Origin of the sequence: Pseudomonas sp. HS-18 (genome assembly GCF_020401845.1) — a bacterium.
In the GTDB taxonomy this organism is placed as follows: Bacteria; Pseudomonadota; Gammaproteobacteria; order Pseudomonadales; family Pseudomonadaceae; genus Pseudomonas; species Pseudomonas nitroreducens.
The window spans coordinates 4,629,976-4,646,601 of record NZ_CP084413.1; the positions used below are offsets into that span (position 1 = coordinate 4,629,976).

Here is a 16,626-nt window from a genome sequence, read left to right on the forward strand (position 1 = left end):
TCCTTAGAGCGTTCCCTTGAGGTGGGCATCAAAGGGCGCGGGTCGGGGCGTCGGCCATCGCCACGGTCTGGTAGACCTGCATCTGCTTGGCGATCTGATTCACCTTCCGTGCGTACTGCGGGTCGGTGGCGTAGCCGGCGCGTTGCAACTCCTTCATGAATTGATCCGGGCGCGCGGCGGAATCCAGCGCGCCCTGGTAGCGGTCGTTGTTCTGCAGGAAGCTCACGTAATCCTGGAAGCTCTGCTCGAAGGAGTTGTAGGCGCGGAACGACGCCACCTCCCGGACCTGCTTGCCGTTCTCGAATTCGGTCGTGGTGGCGCGGGCGGAATCGCCCTTCCAGCTGGAGCCGCTCTTGATGCCGAACAGGTTGTGGCTGCTGCTGCCGTCGCGCTGGGCGATCATCTTCTTGCCCCAGCCGGTTTCCAGCGCGGCCTGGGCCACCAGATAGCGCGGGTCGACGCCAATGCGCTTGGCGGCGCGCTCGGCCATGGGCAGCATGGTGCTGATGAAGTCGTCGGCGGAGGCGAACATCGACTTGCCCGGCTTGGTGGAGATGGCCGAGGTGTCGACGTCTGCGACCGGCACGCGGGTGTCGATCTGCTGCGTGTAGGCGCGGTTGCCACGCCAGTCGTTGCTGGCCAGCTGCGCCGGCTGGCCGGCGCTGGAAGCCACGGCGTTGCCGCTGTCGGCGCCCGGCACGATACCGGCGGCGATGCGCTGGGCGAGCTTGCCCGGCAGGGCCAGGCGACGCGAATTCAGGGCCTGGCGATCATCGCGGCCGGCTTCGGGCTGGGGCAGGTCCTTGCCGTTGGACGACCACAGGCTGCGGGCTTTCTGGCGGTCGGAGGCGGCTGCAGTGGCCGTCGCGCTCGGCGTCGCGTCGGCAGCGGCCTGGGCACCTGCCTGGGCGAACGGGTTGTTGCCGGTGTGGCGCACGCCCCGCATCTTTTCCATCTGCTTGACCAGCACGTCGGCCAGGCCGATGCCATGGCCCTGGGTGGCCAGCGACACCGACAGCTGGTGGTCGTACATGTCCTGGTACTGTTTGGAGGCCTCGCTGTTCATCGGGTTGTCCTTGGCGAACACCTCGTTGGCCGAGCGCATGGACTTGAGCATCTCGTTCATGAACAGCGATTCGAATTCCTGGGCGACCTTGCGGATGTTGCCGGCGCTGTCGCGGGCCGAACCGGTCTTCATCGCCGACAGGCGATTGAGGTCGGTGTAGGACCCGCTGTCGGTGCTGGAAGTGCTGGAGGAAAGCAGTCTGGCATCCACGTCGGCGTCCTCAGATCACGATCAGGTCGGCTTGCAGTGCGCCGGCCTGTTTCAGGGCTTCGAGGATCGCCATCAGGTCGCTGGGCGCGGCGCCCACCTGGTTAACGGCGCGGACGATTTCATCCAGCGTGGTGCCCGGGCCGAACTTGAACATCGGCTTGGCTTCCTGGTCGGCGTTCACCCGCGAACGCGGGACCACGGCGGTCTGGCCGTTGGAGAACGGGCCGGGCTGGCTGACGATGGGGTCTTCGGTGATGGTCACGGTCAGGCTGCCGTGGGTCACGGCAGCCGGCGACACGCGCACGTTCTGGCCGATCACGATGGTGCCGGTCCGCGAGTTGATGATGACCTTGGCCACCGCTTCGCCGGCCTGCACGTCGAGGTTTTCCAGCACCGACATGTAGTCCACACGCTGGTTCGGATCCAGCGGCGCGCTCACGCGCACCGAGCCGCCGTCCACTGCCTGGGCGACGCCCGGGCCGAGCAGTTCGTTGATGCGGTCGACGATGTGCTTGGCGGTGGTGAAGTCCGGGCGGTTGAGGTTCAGGGTCAGGCTGTTGCCCTGGTCGAAGCCGCTCGGCACGGCACGTTCCACCGTGGCGCCCGCCGGGATGCGGCCGGCCGACGGCACGTTGACGGTGATCTTGGAGCCATCGCGGCCCTCGGCATCGAAGCCGCCGACCACGAGGTTGCCCTGGGCGATCGCGTAGGTCTGGCCGTCGATACCCTTGAGCTGGGTCATCAGCAGGCTGCCGCCACGCAGGCTCTTGGCGTTGCCGATGGAGGAGACGGTGACGTCGATGGCCTGGCCCGGCTTGGCGAACGGCGGTAGGTCGGCATGGATGGACACCGCCGCGACGTTCTTCAGCTGCACGTTGCCCGAACCGGCCGGGACCTTGATGCCGAACTGCGCCAGCATGTTGTTGAAGGTCTGCAGGGTGAAGGGCGTCTGGGTGGTCTGGTCGCCCGTGCCATTGAGGCCGACGACCAGGCCGTAGCCGATCAGCTGGTTGTTGCGCACGCCCTGGATGGTGGCGATGTCTTTCAGCCGCTCGGCCTGTGCCATCGGCACCGCCAGCAACGCACAGAACGCCACCAGGACGTAGGAGCGGACTCGGCCCGCAATCGCCACCAGCGTTTTTCCAGAGAAGGCCATGCTCATCATCCTCAGAACGGGAACAGCGGGCTGAGGAAGAATCGATCGAACCAGCCCGGCTGGCTCGCATCGGCGAACGCACCGGTGCCCGAGTAGGTGATGCGCGCGTCGGCCACGCGGGTGGACGGTACGGTGTTGTCGGTGGCGATGTCGTCGGCGCGGACCAGGCCGGCGATGCGCACCAGCTCGTTGCCGGTGTTCAGGGTCATCCACTTTTCGCCGCGCACGGCGATGATGCCGTTGGGCATGACGTCGGCGACGGTAACGGTGATCGAGCCGGTCAGGCTGTTGCTCTGCCCGGCCTGGCTGTCGCCCTTGCTCTCGCGGTTGCCCGAATACTCGGCGGAGAGGCTCAGGTCACCGCTGCCCACCGGGTTGTTGGTGGTCAGGCTGCTGCCGAACATCGAAGTCAGGCCGAGCTTGTTCTTGCTGTCCTTGGAGATGTCCGAACTGGCCTTCTTGCTCGCCTGGGTCTTCTCGTTGAGGGTGATGGTGATGATGTCACCCACGCGGAAGGCCTTGCGGTCGCCGTAGAGGTTGTTCTCGAACCCGGCCTGGTAGATCGACCCGTTGTTCTGCGCAGCCGGCGCGGGCGTGCGCGGCAGCACCGGCGCGTAATAGGGGTCGTCCGGCTTGGGCGGCGGGCTCACGCACCCTGCCAACGCGGCGATGGCCAGCAGCGGAAGGAGGTGGGAACGGTTCATCTACAGCTACCTCTCGGGGAGAGCGACTACGGGATCAGGACTTACAGGTTTTGCGTCACGAACGAGAGCATCTGGTCCGCGGTGGAGATCACCTTGGAGTTCATCTCGTAGGCGCGCTGGGTGGTGATCATGTTCACCATCTCCTCCACCACGCTGACGTTGGAGTTCTCCAGGGTGTTCTGCAGCACGGTGCCCAGGCCGTTCAGGCCGGGAGTGCCAACCTGCGGCGCGCCGCTGGCGGCGGTCTCCAGGAACAGGTTGTTGCCGGTGGCCTGCAGGCCCGCCGGGTTGATGAAGTCGGCGGTCTGGATGTTGCCGATGATCTGCGGCGTGGCGTTGCCGGCGACGGTGACCGAGACGGTGCCGTCGTTGCCGACGGTGAAGGTCTGGGTTTCCGCCGGGACGACGATGGCCGGCTCCAGGGCGTTGCCGTTGGAGGTGACGATCTGCCCGTCGGAGTTCAGGTGGAAGCTGCCGTCACGGGTGTAGGCGACGGTGCCGTCCGGGGTCAGCACCTGCAGGAAGCCACGGCCGTTGATGGCCATGTCCAGCGGGTTGTCGGTGGTCTGCAGGCTGCCGGCGGTGAAGTTCTTCTGGGTGCCGACGATGCGCACACCGGTACCCAGTTGCAGGCCCGAGGGCAGCTGGTTGTCCTGGGTAGTGTTGGCGCCGGGCTGCCGCTTGATCTGGTAGAGCAGGTCCTGGAACTCCGCGCGGTCACGCTTGAAGCCCGTGGTGGACACGTTCGCCAGGTTGTTCGAGATGGTCGTCAGGTTCATGTCCTGGGCGGACAGACCGGTCTTGCTGACCCAAAGTGCCGGAAGCATGTTTTCTCTCCTCGGGCGCCGGATTCATGGCGCCTCGAACGGGTAATCAGGTGTTATCAGCTGAATTGCAAAACACGCGCCATGGCCTGGGAGTCATTCTCGGCGGTGCGCATCATCTTCACGTGCAGCTCGAACTGGCGGGACAGCGCCAGGATCGAGGTCATCTCTTCGACGGCGTTGACGTTGCTGGCTTCCAGCACGCCGGACTGCAGGCTGGCGTTGGCATCGGCCTGCGGCGCGGGCTGCCCGGCCTTCAGGCGGATCAGGCCATCGGCGCCCTTCTCCAACTGCTTGGGATCGGGCGTGACCAGCTTGATGCGGTCGACGGTGGCCAGCGCATTGGGCTGGTTGCCCAGACCACGGACGGTGATGGTGCCGTCGTCGCCTATCTCGATCTTCTCTTCCGGCGGCACGGCAATCGGCCCGCCATTGCCGATCACCGGCATGCCATTGCCGGTGCGCAGCTGGCCGAGGGCGTCGATTTCCAGGCTGCCGGTGCGCACGTAGGCTTCGCCGCCGTCGGGCGCCTGCACGGCGATCCAGGCGTCGCCCTTGGCGGCGACATCGAGGTCACGGCCGGTTTCCTGCAGGGCGCCGGCGGTGAAGTCGGTGGCCGGGCGCTCGCTCATGGCGTAGACGCGCGCCGGAAAGCTGTCACCGAAGACCGGCATCGCGCGCGCCTGTTCGAAGTCGCGACGAAAACCGCTCGTGGAAATGTTCGCCAGGTTGTTGGCGTGAGCCTGCATGGCCAGGGTGTTCTGGCTCGCTCCGCTCATGGCGACATACAGCATTCTGTCCAAGGCATTCCTCCAGTGCCGGGTCGGATTCCCGGCGGTGCTGGAGGGACTTCAGCAAGGGTTGTGCCAGAACGCTGAAAACAAGCGCAAGACGCTGACAGAGAAGGATTTATCAAAAAACAAAGGCTCCCGAAGGAGCCTCGATGAGCGTCAGGCGGCGAAGGACTGCCGCCTGCGGCAAAGGACGATTTGCCGACGGAGAGCGTTGTTGCCGGCAGACCTCATCAACGCAGGTTGATGATGGTGTCGGAAATGGTGCTCTCGGTCTGTACGGTCTTGGCGTTCGCCTGGTAGTTGCGCTGGGCGACGATCAGGTTCACCAGCTGCGCCGTCAGGTCGACGTTGGATTCCTCCAGCGTGCCCGAGCCCACCGAGCCGAGGGTGCCGGAGGTCGGCGTGCCGATCACTGCCTCGCCCGAGGCCAGCGACTGCTTCCAGCCGGTATTGCCGACCGGGGTCAGACCCTGAGTGTTGGCAAAGTTGGCCAGAATCACCTGGCCGATCACCTTGGACTGGCCGTTGGTGTAGGTGGCGTACATCTGGCCGTCCTCGGCGAACGACAGGCCGGACATCTGGCCGGTGGCGTAGCCGTCCTGGGTCACCGCGGTCACGGCGAAGGAGCCGTTGGTCTGGGTGGTCTTGGTCAGGTCGATGCTGATGCCGCCGGTCGCCCCCGCCGCGCCGTTGGCGCCCCAGGTCACCGGGCTGGTGGTGGAGTCGGTGACAGCTGCCGGCGTCCAGCCCGTCAGGGTCATGGTCTTGTCGGCGTTGACGGTCATGCCGGTGGAGGTGATGCCCGTCAGTTGGCCGGCGCTATTGAAGGTGATGTCGCTGCTCAGCGGCGTAGTGCTGGTCGGCGTCTGCGGGTTACGGCCGTCGACCAGGGTGTACATGCTCCAGTTGTTGGCGGCGTCCTTGACGAAGTAGTTCGTCATGGTGTGCGAGTTGCCCTGGGAGTCGTAGATGTCCACGGAGGTCGACCAGTTGTAGCTGTCCGAGTCGGTGGCATCGAACGGCGTGGTCTTGGGCGTGGTGGCGTTGGAGTTCAGGCTCAGGGTCGAGGTGATCTTCGAAGTCGGGCTCGGCGGCTGGTTGGCGGTATCGACCTTCAGGTCGGTGATCACGCCATTGACGATGTTGCCGTTGGCGTTGACGCCGTAGCCCTGCAGGCGGTTGCCCGAGCCATCGACGATATAACCGCTGGCGTCGGTGTTGAAGGTACCGTTGCGGGTATAGACGCGGCTGCCGTTGTCGCTGGTCATGAAGAAGCCGTTGCCGCTCACCGCCAGGTCCAGGCTGCGCCCGGTGGTGCTCAGGTTGCCCTGGGTGAACTGCTGCGAGACGGACTGGGTGACCACCCCGTTACCCACGGCGATGCGGCCGGTGCCGAGCATCGAGGAGGCATAGAGGTCGGCGAACTCGGTACGCGACGACTTGAAGCCGGTGGTGCCGACGTTGGCGATGTTGTTGCCGGTGACGTTCAGGTCCATCGACGCGGCGTTGAGTCCACTCAGGGCGGTGTTGAAAGACATGTGTTGCTCCTGTGCCGAAACGCGGCGTTATTTTCCGATGGTCTGAATGCTGGAGGCGGAAACGGCGCCGATGCCCGCCAGGTTCAGGGTCATTTCCCCACCGTTCTGGCCCAGCGTGACGCTGTTGACCGTGGCCGGCAGGTAAGTGGTCAGGGCGGTGCTGGTGCCGTCCAGGGTCGCGGTGGCCTTGACGGTGTAGGTACCGGCACCCACCAGCTCGCCACCGTCGTCCTTGCCATCCCAGGTGAAGTCGATGTTGCCGGCCTTCTGGCTGCCCATGTCGACGGTACGCACCAGATCACCGGAGTCGTCATAGATTTTCAGCGTCACGCCATCGCCTTTGGACGGCATCACCAGCGAACCCTTGACGCCAGCGGACGGGTCGTCGACCTGCACCTTGCTGGAATTGACGATCACCGAGCGGCCGACCAGCGACGAGGCCTGCAGGGCCTGCGAGGACTGGAACGAGGAGTAGAAGGTCCCCAGGGTGGTGTCGAGGTTCTGCATGCTCTCCAGGCTGCTGAACTGCGCCAGCTGGGAGACGAACTCGGTGTTGTCCTGCGGGTCCAGCGGGTTCTGGTTGTTCAGCTGGGTGACCAGCAGTTGCAGGAACGAGTCCTTGCCCAGCGCACTGGTGCCGGTCTCGGTGGTGGACGACGAGTTCTTGGAGCCTGCGTTCAGCGAAGACAGGATCGAGCTCGTGCTGTTGTCGGTATTGATGCTCATGGGGCGTCCTCTGCGCTTACTGACCCAGGGTCAGGACCTTCTGCATCATCTGCTTGGCGGTATTCATCATTTCCGCGTTGCTCTGGAAGGAACGGCTGGCGGAGATCATGTCGGCCATTTCCTGCACCACGTTCACATTCGGGTAGTAGACGTAACCGTCCTTGTCGGCAGCCGGGTGGTTCGGCTCGTAGCGCGGCACCAGCGGGCTCTGGTCCTCGACCACGCCCAGCACCTGCACGCCCGAACCCGCCTGGTCGGTCTCGCCGAACAGCGAACCCTGGTCGCTGCCGCCCTGCGCCTGGTTGAGCATCGCCGAGAACACCGGATGGCGGGCACGGTAGGTCTGGTCGATGCTCGAGGACACGCTCTCGGCGTTGGCAAGGTTCGAAGCGGTGGTGTTCAGACGGGTAGTCTGGGCACTCATGCCGGTACCGGCGATGTTGAAGACACTGGCGAGGGACATGATTACTCTCCGCGCAGGGCGTTCATCAGCCCTTTGAACTTGCTGTTGAGGAAGGTGAAGGAGGCCTGGAACTGCACGGAGTTCTCCGCATAGTTGGCCTGCTCGATCTGCGCATCCACGGTGTTCTGGTCGATCGAGGGCTGGTTCGGAATGCGGTACTTCAGCGATTCGTCACCCATGGCCAGGCCATCTGCCTCGATGTGACGAGCGTTGGTCAGGGCGGTGCTGAAGGTGCCGTTCTTCAGCTTGTCGGACTGCGCCGCGAGCACCGAGGCGAAGTCCAGGTCACGCGCCTTGTAGTTGGGCGTGTCGGCGTTGGCCAGGTTGTTGGCCAGCACTTCAGCGCGCTGGGAGCGGAAGCTCAGTGCTTGCTGGTGGATGCCGAGGGCTTTGTCGAAGCTGATGCTCATGGTCGCGAACCTGTTTGCCGGTGTGGGCTTGCCAACACTTCAGCAAGGTGCGTGCCAAACATCTATTTCCTTGATATTCAATGGCTTGAGTAGCCAGCAAGGGCGGCAAGGAGCGGCAAAAGGCGGCAAAGCGGCAACCGATTTCCTTGCCGCCCGCCTCCCGCCGTTGCCGCTCGACGCATCCCGCGGCAACAAGCCGGCTCACTCCAGCGAAAGGTTCCTACGCTTGCGCCAACGCCAGGAACGCGCTCGGCAACCGTGCCTGCCGCCGATCCTTCAGGCAATACAGGTACTCGTCGATCAGGCTCGCGCCCTTGATCTCCAGTACACACAGCTGGGGGTTATCCGGTACTTCCTGGCGGGCAATGATGCTCACGCCCAGGTTGCGGATCACCGCCTCGCGAATCGATTCACGGCTGCCGATTTCCAGCACCGAGGCGGGTACCACTCCGGCCTGCTGCAACATTGCCTCGGTCAGTTGGCGAGTGGTCGAACCCGCCTCGCGCATCAGCAGGCAATGCTGGCGCAGTTCGCCGAGGTTCACCGACTGCATGGCCGCCAGCGGATGGCTGCGGTGCACAGCCAGCACCAGCGGATCGCTGCCCAGCACCACGCGGGTCAGGCGCGCATCATCCACCTGTTGCGAAGAGGCGGCCAGGTCGACCCGGCATTCGATGAGCGATTCGAGCACCTGCTGGGAGTTGCCGATCTCCACCGACACTTCTATCTGCGGGAAGCGCTCGCGGAAGTCCTTTATCAGCCCGAGCACATAATAAGGAGAGGTGGCGCCGATACGCAGGGCGCCCTGCATCTGCCCGCAGTTGCGCAGGTAGAACTCGATGTCGGCTTCCTGCTGCAGCAGCGCCTCGACCATCGGCAGCAGGCGCGCGCCCTCGTCGCTCAGGGTCAGGCGCCGGCCGCCGCGATAGAACAGCTCCACCGCGTACTGGCTTTCCAGGTGGCGGATCTGGGTAGTCACCGTTGGCTGGCTGAGGCCGAGCTTTTTCGCCGCCTGGGTAATGCTGCCCAGCTTGGCAACGCGGTGGAACGCCTTCAGTTCAGCGCTGAGCATCGGCGACCCACCTCTTCGAAAAATTCATCAACAGTTTTTCTCAACGCTGCCGGCAAACCGGCGCCAGCCCACTGGCGACGCGGCCTTCAGCCGAGCGACAAAAGCCCTTAAAAGGTCAATGTACCTGACCTGTATCACTGGCATCAGCAGTTGGCGCTGGACAGCCCGGAGTTGAGCGACTTTCATTGCCCTTGGAAAAATCCCACCTGGAACCCGAAGGCGGCCTCACAAGGGTGCGCCCAAGGAGCAATAGATGAAGTACAAAGTCACCATGGTTTTCGGCACCCGTCCGGAAGCCATCAAGATGGCCCCGCTCGCCCGCGTCCTTCGCCGTACCCCGGAAATCGAACTGCGCATCTGCTCCACCGGCCAGCATCGCGAAATGCTACAGCAAGTGCTGAACTCCTTCGAACTGGAGGTCGACGAAGACCTCGACGTCATGACCCAGGGCCAGACACTGAACAGCCTGTCCCTGCAGATGATGGGCAAACTGGATGACAGCTATGACCGTCATCGCCCCGACATCGTGCTGGTCCACGGCGATACCACCACCAGTTTCATCGCCGCCCTCACCGCCTTTCACCGGCAGATCCCGGTGGGCCACGTCGAGGCAGGGCTGCGCACCGGCAATATCCACCAGCCGTGGCCGGAAGAGGCCAACCGCCGCCTCACCGCGGTGATCGCCGACCTGCACTTCCCGCCGACCAAGGCCGCGCGCGACAACCTGCTGCGCGAAGGGGTGAACATCGACCAGATCGAGGTCACCGGCAACACGGTGATCGACGCCCTGCTGTGGATGCGCGAGCACCTGCACGAGACCGATTGGAAGCCCGCCGCCGATTCGCCCCTGGCCAAGTTCACCGGCGACCGTCGTCTGGTCTTGATCACCGGCCACCGTCGGGAAAACTTCGGCAAGGGCTTCGAGCGCATCTGCCTGGCCCTGGCCGAGCTCGGCCAGCGCTTCCCCGACGTGGACTTCGTCTACCCGGTGCACCTCAACCCGCAGGTGCAGAACGCCGTCTACGGCCTGCTCTCGGACAAGCCGAACATCCACCTGATCGCCCCGCAGGACTACCAGCACTTCGTCTGGCTGATGGACCGCGCCTACATCATCCTCACCGACTCGGGCGGCATCCAGGAAGAAGCCCCGGCACTGGGCAAACCGCTGCTGGTGCTGCGCCGCGTCACCGAGCGCCCTGCCGTGCTGGAGGGGGGCACCGTGGTGCTGGTGGGGACCAACACCGGCCGCATCGTCAGCGAAGCCAGCCACCTGCTGCGCGACGACGACGTCTATGAACAGATGAGCCGGGTGTTCAGCCCTTACGGCGACGGCCACGCCAGCGAGAAGATCGTCGCCCGGCTGCTGTCCTGGTTCGGTGAATCACGCACGCGTAGCGAGTTCGAATGAGCCTCGAACTGGTCGATATCCTCACTTACGTTCTCTATGCCCTGAAGTACCTGGCGATCATCCTGGCCGCGCTGATGTTCCTGCTCGGTCTGGATGACCTGTTCATCGACCTGGTGTACTGGGGCCGGGTGCTGGTGCGGCGCTTCCGCATCTACAACCGCTTCGATCGGGCCGACGAGGAACGCCTGTTCGCCGCGCCGGAAAAGCCGCTGGCGATCATGGTCCCGGCCTGGAACGAAGTCGGCGTGGTGGGCGAAATGGCGCGCCTGGCGGCCTCGACGCTGGACTACGAGAACTACCAGATCTTCGTCGGCACCTACCCCAACGACCCACAGACCCAGGCGGACGTGGACGCGGTATGCCTGCATTACCCCAACGTGCACAAGGTGGTCTGCGCGCGCCCCGGCCCCACCAGCAAGGCCGACTGCCTGAACAACATCATCGACGCCATCCTGCGCTTCGAGGCCGATGCCCGCATCGAGTTCGCCGGCTTCATCCTGCATGACGCCGAGGACGTGATCTCGCCGCTGGAGTTGCGCCTGTTCAACTACCTGCTGCCGGCCAAGGACCTGATCCAGATCCCGGTCTACCCCTACGCCCCGGAATGGAGCGGCTTCACCGCCGGCCACTATGTCGACGAATTCGCCGAGAACCACGGCAAGGATGTGCCGGTGCGCGAAGCGCTGACCGGCCAGGTGCCCAGCGCCGGTGTCGGCACCTGCTTCAGCCGCCGCGCCATCGCCGCGCTGCTGGAGGACGGCGACGGCATCGCCTTCGATGTGCAGAGTCTCACCGAGGACTACGACATCGGCTTCCGCCTCAAGCAGAAGGGCATGAAGTGCATCTTCGCCCGCTACTCCATCACCGATCCGCAGCTGGCGCTGAAAAGCACCTGGGTGCCGGGCATGGACCGGCGCTTCTCACAGGTCATCTGCGTACGCGAACACTTCCCGCGCACCTGGCAGCACGCCATTCGGCAGAAGTCTCGGTGGATCACCGGCATCGTCTTCCAGGGCACGCGCAACCTGGGCTGGAGCAGCAAGGGCATGCTCAACTACTTCCTCTGGCGTGATCGCCGCGGGCTGATCGCCTACCTGCTGAGTTTCCTGGTCAACCTGCTGTTCCTGGTGCTGATCACCATGTGGCTGATCACCACCCTGTCGCCCAACGCCTGGCGCTTCCCGTCGATCCTCGAAGGTAGCCAATTGCTGGTGGTGCTGCTGTTCCTCAACGGCCTGATGCTCCTCAACCGGCTGTTCCAGCGCTTCTGGTTCGTCACCCGCTTCTACGGCATCTTCGAGGGACTGCTGTCGGCGCCGCGGATGATGTGGAGCAACTTCGTCAACTTCTTCGCCAACCTGCGCGCGCTCAAGCAGGTAATGGAGATGGGCGATTCGCGCCGCGTCGCCTGGGACAAGACCACCCACGAATTTCCCGCCCTCGCCGGCCCGCAGCGCACGCCGCTGGGCCAGCGCCTCAAGGAAAAAGGCCTGATCAGCGAAGAACAGCTGCAATCGGCACTGACCAGCCCGGTGCGCCGACGGCTGGGCCGCGAGCTACTGCTGCGCAAACTGATCACCAGCACGCAACTGGTGGAAACCCTGGCGGAGGAACTGGGCGAGGAATGGGCGCCGCTCAACCCCTTCACCCTCGATGAAAAACTGATCGAAACCCTGCCGCGCAAGCTGGCCCTGCGCTACGCCGTGCTGCCGGTGGCCGTCGAGGGCGAAACCCTGGTCCTGGCCAGCGAACAGCAGATCAGCCAGGTCTCCCTCGGTGCCATCAGCCGGCAGCTCAAGCGCCCGGTACGCGGCCGACTGGCCCCACAAGGCCGTGTCACCCTCGGCCTGCGCCACTGGTACGGCGGGCGCCACCAGACCGATGAAACCCGGGCCATCGTCGAGGTGCTCCGGCGACGCCAGGGCGACGAATCCCTCATGGAACGTCTCTGTGGTCACGTGGTGATGTTCGGTGCCTTGCTGCAGGTACGCGGCATGGTCCCGCCCAGCCTGTTCAACCAGGCCCTCATCGACTTCGACCCGGAACAGGACTCGCTCGGCGAACACCTGATCAAGCGCGGCATGATCACCCAGCAGGTGCTCGAGGAAGCGCTCAAGGAACAGGCCAGCGAACAGCACGAGGCCTATCGCATTGCCCGGGAGGCCGTGTGAAACCGCAACAAACCCTGCTTTACGGGCTCATCCTGGCGAGCATCGCCGCGCCGCTGGCGCAGGCCGCCGACGACCAGCTCAGCGAATTCCAGCGCTTCCGCAGCTATCCCTTTCTCGACAAGGGCTACAAGGAAGCGAAGAAGAACAACTGGGCGGAAGTCGAACGCCTTATGCGCCACCTGCTCGACCGCGTGCCGAGCAACACCGAGGCGCGTGCCCTGCTGATCCAGTCCCTGGCCAAGCAACAGCGCTACGCCGACGCCGAGAGGGAGGCCCAGGCCCTGGCCGGGACCGACGCCGGTGCGCAGGCGCTCACCGAGCTGCGCCTGGACCTGATCGAAAACGGCCCACCGCCCGAAGCCCAGGTCAACCAGTGGCTGGCTCACACCAGTAACGCCAACGAGCGCGTGCGCCTGTGGCAAGCCTACAGCCTCAAGCTCGGCCAGACCCAGGGAGCGGCCAAGGCACTGGACTGGCTCGGCACGCTGCCGCCCGGCAACGACGGCCGCGTGCTGCGCGAGGCCCGTGCCAACTGGGCCGAACAGCTGCGCGACTGGGACACCACCATCGCCCAACTGGCACCGCTGGCTGCCGCGCACCAGCTTTCGGCCGACGACTGGCGACGCCTGGCCAACGCCTACGCCCAGCGCCTGGAAGAAAAGCCGCTGGAGCAACTGATCCAGCAGGCACCTGACGCCGACTCGGCGCGCAGGGCACGGCTGGCGATCATCGACCGCGCCATCGCCGTCGAGCAGACCGAAGTGGCCAAGCGCTGGCTGCTCACCCTGCCCGAGCAGGACCGCCGCGACCCGACGCGCCAGGCACAGCTGCTGGAAGTCGCACGCGACAGCAGCGACGCAGCGCTGGTTACACAGCTCAGCGACGCGCAGAACCGCCCCTGCCTGGAAACCACCGAATGGTTGTCGCGTCACGACCAGGCAGCGGCACTGGCGAAGCTGCAGCAATGCAAGCCCACTGACGATCCGAAGACCTGGCTGGTCCTGGCCCAACGCCTGGAGGCCACCGACCTGCTGGAAAACACCCGGCTGCCCGAGCCCTGGGACACCGCCCGCCGCGACCAACTGGTGGACTCCTGGCGACGCCAGGGCCGCACCGACCTGGCGCTGGCCTGGCTGTCGCGCCAGCCACAGACACCCGACACCGTTCGCCAGCGCGCCGAGCTGCTGCAAGCCCGTGGCCGCACCGGCGAGGCTGCGGCGCTGTGGGAACAGCGCTACCGCCAGACCGGCGATCTCAAGGCACTGGACCAGGCCAGCTACCTTGCGCTCAACGCCGGGCGCACCGAGCGCGCCAAGCAGCTGCTGGAAAGCGCCTACGACCGACGCGGCGGCAACCTGCCGCCCACGTTGCTGCAGCGCCTGGCCGGCATCCATGCGCGCAGTGATACACCGCTGGACGTCGCCCGCATCGAAGCCCTGCTGCCCAAGGCAGACCCGGTCTCGCGCGGCTACCTGCTCGGTCGCCTGGCCGAAGCCGGGCGCTGCGATGCCCTGCAACGCTACCTGAGCCCGGATTCCAACACCCCCGGCGAACTGCGCGCCCTGGGCCGCTGCGCCATGCCCGCGCGCCCCGGCGAAGCGGTGGTCTACTACCAGGCCGCCATCGCCCACGGCGACAAGGACAGCCAGCTGCCGCTGGCCTATGCACTGGAGGCCGCCGGCGACCCGGTCGGCGCCCTGCGCATCTTCAATGCCCTGCCCGCCAGCGAACTCAACGACAATGCCCGCCTCACCGCCAGCCGCGCCGCCCTGCTCACCAACGACAATGCCGGCGCCGAGCGCTACTGGCAGCAGGCGAAGAAAGGCAGCGCGGACGATTGGGCACTGGGCGCCAACATCGCCGACGCCCGTGGCGACTATCCCCTGGCCCTTACCCGGCACCGCGAGGCCCTGCAACACGAGCCCAACGGCCAGCACTACTACAATGCCGCCGGCAGCGCCCAGAAGGCTGGCGACAAGCAGCAGAGCAAACTCTGGCTCGCCGAGGCGGTACGCCGCGCACCGGACAACCCGCGCTTCCGCGCCGACTACGGCATGCGCCTGGCCGGCACCGAGACGCCGGAAGAACGCCGTACCGCGATCCCCTACCTGGAGCGCGCCACCCGCAACTACCCCGAGGACTTCCGCCTGGGCGAAACCCTCGCCTGGCGCTACGACGAGGCCGAAGACAGTTTCGCCGCCCGCCGCGAGCTGCGCCGGGTCATCGACCTGGAGCAGGACCCGGTGGCCGCCGACGACGAATACGGCAGCCTCGAAGCTCGTCGCTTCCGTCAGCGCCGCGCGCATCAGACGTTGTCCCAGCGTGACAACCTGACCATCGCCAGTACCTGGTCGCCGGCGGGCGTCACCACAGTGCCGATCCTCAACGGCGACACCCAGACCGGTGACCGCCGGCGCGCCCAATCGCAGAACCTGCAGACCTTCATCTGGGACCACGCACTGGGCGAGGAACCGACACGCAACGGCAGTACCCTCTCGGTATATGGCCGGGCGATCGCCGGCAACGAAGGGCGCAAGAACTACACCCAGACCCTCGCGGCCGGCTTCGGCCTACGCTACAAGCCTTTCGGCGACTACAACCTCAACCTCTACGGCGAGCTGTACAAGCAGAACACCGTGAACGACGACGTCGATCCTGAGGACGCCTTCGACGGTCTGCGCTGGCACGAGATCGGCACGCCGGAGAAGTTCGAGCGCTACATCCGCAAGCGCGACAAGTACGGTCAGACCAGCACCGACTTCCTGCTGCGCGCCACCGCTTCCTTCCTCGACCAGGGCGAGTACCGCAACGACTGGCGCGTGGACGAGAGCGACTGGGACGAACGCTTCCTCTACACCGACTTCGCCTGGTGGACCCACGCCGGCGACCACCAGTGGGTCTCGCGCTACCAGCAGGGCCACACCTGGAAACTGCCGGTGGATTCGCCGCAGACGATCATGCCCTACGGCTTTGCCGAATTTTCCGCACAGGACCCCAGCAACGACTGGCGCCAGGACCTGCGAAGCGGCGTCGGCCTGCGCTGGCAGTACTGGTACGGCGAGGACCGCTACAACGCCTACCGCGCCCACGTCACCGTGCGCACCGAGTACCAATTGGGCATGGCGGGCAATCTCTATGAAAAGGCCAACGGCTGGCTGGTGGGACTCGAGGTGAACTTCTGATGCGCCGCCTGATTTACGCCCTCGCCCTGCTCTTCTCCACCGTCGCAGCGCACGCCGACGACCAACTGTTCTATCAACCGCTGAATGTCGATGCCGCACTCAGCGAAGCGCAGTGGCAACAGATCTGGCGCGCCAGTGCAGCCCAGGGTGCGAAGACGCTGATCGTGCAATGGACCGCCTATGGCGACTCCGACTTCGGCGGCGCCACCGGCTGGCTCGCACATGCCCTGCAAAGCGCCCACGACAACGGCCTGCAACTGGTCCTCGGCCTGTATATGGACCCGGCCTACTACCAGCGCCAGAGCGAACTGGACACACCCGGTCTGGAGGCCTACTGGCAACACCAGCTCGGCCGTTCCCTGGCGCAGCAACGGCAAGTGAGCGAGCAATGGAAACTCCCTGTCGCCGGCTGGTATCTGCCGATGGAGCTGGATGACTGGCACTTCCAGGCCGCCGAACGCAGACAAGCCCTGCAACGCCAGCTCAAGGACTTCGCCGGCCAGATGAAGGCCCCGCTGCAACTGAGCGCATTCTCCGGCGGCAAGCTCGCGCCACAGGTATACGGCAACTGGCTGGGCGAGATCGCCGGCCTCGGCGTACAGGTCTGGTGGCAGGACGGCGCCGGCACCGGCGCGCTGCCCGAGCGAGTACGCCAGGCCTACGCTGCCGCTCTACCCTGCTCGGTTGGCATCGTCCGCGAAGCCTTCCGCCAGACCAGTCCCACCGGCCAGACCTTCCGCGCCGAGCCTGCCGCACCGTCCAGCGTCTCCACGGGCTGTCACGCCAGTGCCGTCTTCGAAGTGCGATATCGGCCCTGGGGCAAACTCCTGCTGGACAACCAGCGGGCGCAAGCCGGCACCGCCCTGCACCCTTGAGACCAACCCCCGCGCGCGACCTGCCGG

14 protein-coding genes are annotated in these 16,626 nt (G+C 65.5%); 4 read left to right on the top strand and 10 right to left on the bottom strand.

Features of this window, described 5'->3' with window-relative positions; all coding sequences use genetic code 11:
* Positions 1-28: 28 nt before the first annotated feature.
* The 10 genes from flgJ to LDJ84_RS21565 form a co-directional block, all read right to left on the bottom strand.
* Positions 29-1,276, bottom strand: coding sequence for a flagellar assembly peptidoglycan hydrolase FlgJ (gene flgJ, locus LDJ84_RS21520; RefSeq protein WP_169889538.1), 1,248 nt, complete (start codon positions 1,274-1,276; stop codon positions 29-31).
* Between the two features lie 10 nt (positions 1,277-1,286).
* On the bottom strand, positions 1,287-2,342 hold the full coding sequence (locus tag LDJ84_RS21525) for a flagellar basal body P-ring protein FlgI (protein WP_235376402.1): 1,056 nt from the start codon (positions 2,340-2,342) through the stop codon (positions 1,287-1,289).
* Between the two features lie 101 nt (positions 2,343-2,443).
* Positions 2,444-3,136, bottom strand: a complete 693-nt coding sequence (flgH, locus tag LDJ84_RS21530; RefSeq protein ID WP_037014602.1) for a flagellar basal body L-ring protein FlgH — start codon at positions 3,134-3,136, stop codon at positions 2,444-2,446.
* 41 nt (positions 3,137-3,177) lie between these two features.
* Positions 3,178-3,963 (bottom strand): flagellar basal-body rod protein FlgG, encoded by a 786-nt coding sequence (gene flgG / locus LDJ84_RS21535; RefSeq protein WP_024764918.1) that lies wholly within the window; start codon positions 3,961-3,963, stop codon positions 3,178-3,180.
* A 56-nt stretch (positions 3,964-4,019) separates the two neighbouring features.
* Positions 4,020-4,763, bottom strand: a complete 744-nt coding sequence (flgF, locus tag LDJ84_RS21540) for a flagellar basal-body rod protein FlgF (RefSeq protein ID WP_226045391.1) — start codon at positions 4,761-4,763, stop codon at positions 4,020-4,022.
* Between the two features lie 221 nt (positions 4,764-4,984).
* Complete coding sequence (gene flgE, locus LDJ84_RS21545) at positions 4,985-6,292, bottom strand: flagellar hook protein FlgE (protein WP_024764916.1); 1,308 nt, start codon at positions 6,290-6,292, stop codon at positions 4,985-4,987.
* 27 nt (positions 6,293-6,319) lie between these two features.
* Entirely contained in the window at positions 6,320-7,018 is a 699-nt protein-coding gene (gene flgD, locus LDJ84_RS21550) for a flagellar hook assembly protein FlgD (RefSeq protein WP_037007206.1), read from the bottom strand.
* A gap of 16 nt (positions 7,019-7,034) precedes the next feature.
* On the bottom strand, positions 7,035-7,481 hold the full coding sequence (gene flgC, locus LDJ84_RS21555; RefSeq protein WP_024764914.1) for a flagellar basal body rod protein FlgC: 447 nt from the start codon (positions 7,479-7,481) through the stop codon (positions 7,035-7,037).
* 2 nt (positions 7,482-7,483) lie between these two features.
* Entirely contained in the window at positions 7,484-7,891 is a 408-nt protein-coding gene (gene flgB, locus LDJ84_RS21560) for a flagellar basal body rod protein FlgB (RefSeq protein ID WP_024764913.1), read from the bottom strand.
* A 220-nt stretch (positions 7,892-8,111) separates the two neighbouring features.
* Complete coding sequence (locus LDJ84_RS21565) at positions 8,112-8,963, bottom strand: LysR family transcriptional regulator (protein ID WP_024764912.1); 852 nt, start codon at positions 8,961-8,963, stop codon at positions 8,112-8,114.
* A 253-nt stretch (positions 8,964-9,216) separates the two neighbouring features.
* Between LDJ84_RS21565 and wecB the strand changes: the two genes are divergently transcribed.
* From wecB to LDJ84_RS21585, 4 genes are read left to right on the top strand one after another with little or no spacing between them, the layout of a single operon-like run.
* On the top strand, positions 9,217-10,371 hold the full coding sequence (gene wecB / locus LDJ84_RS21570; RefSeq protein WP_024764911.1) for a non-hydrolyzing UDP-N-acetylglucosamine 2-epimerase: 1,155 nt from the start codon (positions 9,217-9,219) through the stop codon (positions 10,369-10,371).
* Positions 10,368-12,542, top strand: coding sequence for a cyclic di-3',5'-guanylate-activated glycosyltransferase NrfB (nrfB, locus tag LDJ84_RS21575; protein ID WP_084357460.1), 2,175 nt, complete (start codon positions 10,368-10,370; stop codon positions 12,540-12,542). The genes wecB and nrfB overlap by 4 nt, the downstream gene beginning before the upstream one ends.
* Positions 12,539-15,724, top strand: coding sequence for an NfrA family protein (locus LDJ84_RS21580; RefSeq protein ID WP_226045392.1), 3,186 nt, complete (start codon positions 12,539-12,541; stop codon positions 15,722-15,724). Before nrfB ends, LDJ84_RS21580 begins: the two co-directional genes overlap by 4 nt.
* Positions 15,724-16,599, top strand: coding sequence for a DUF4434 family protein (locus LDJ84_RS21585; protein ID WP_226045393.1), 876 nt, complete (start codon positions 15,724-15,726; stop codon positions 16,597-16,599). The genes LDJ84_RS21580 and LDJ84_RS21585 overlap by 1 nt, the downstream gene beginning before the upstream one ends.
* Positions 16,600-16,626: the final 27 nt, after the last annotated feature.

Coding starts and splice junctions, on each gene's coding strand:
- LDJ84_RS21525 (WP_235376402.1), bottom strand. CDS start 2,342: ATGGCACAGGCCGAGCGGCTGAAAGACATCGCCACCATCCAGGGCGTG.
- flgH (WP_037014602.1), bottom strand. CDS start 3,136: ATGAACCGTTCCCACCTCCTTCCGCTGCTGGCCATCGCCGCGTTGGCA.
- flgG (WP_024764918.1), bottom strand. CDS start 3,963: ATGCTTCCGGCACTTTGGGTCAGCAAGACCGGTCTGTCCGCCCAGGAC.
- flgE (WP_024764916.1), bottom strand. CDS start 6,292: ATGTCTTTCAACACCGCCCTGAGTGGACTCAACGCCGCGTCGATGGAC.
- flgD (WP_037007206.1), bottom strand. CDS start 7,018: ATGAGCATCAATACCGACAACAGCACGAGCTCGATCCTGTCTTCGCTG.
- flgC (WP_024764914.1), bottom strand. CDS start 7,481: ATGTCCCTCGCCAGTGTCTTCAACATCGCCGGTACCGGCATGAGTGCC.
- flgB (WP_024764913.1), bottom strand. CDS start 7,891: ATGAGCATCAGCTTCGACAAAGCCCTCGGCATCCACCAGCAAGCACTG.
- LDJ84_RS21565 (WP_024764912.1), bottom strand. CDS start 8,963: ATGCTCAGCGCTGAACTGAAGGCGTTCCACCGCGTTGCCAAGCTGGGC.
- wecB (WP_024764911.1), top strand. CDS start 9,217: ATGAAGTACAAAGTCACCATGGTTTTCGGCACCCGTCCGGAAGCCATC.
- nrfB (WP_084357460.1), top strand. CDS start 10,368: ATGAGCCTCGAACTGGTCGATATCCTCACTTACGTTCTCTATGCCCTG.
- LDJ84_RS21585 (WP_226045393.1), top strand. CDS start 15,724: ATGCGCCGCCTGATTTACGCCCTCGCCCTGCTCTTCTCCACCGTCGCA.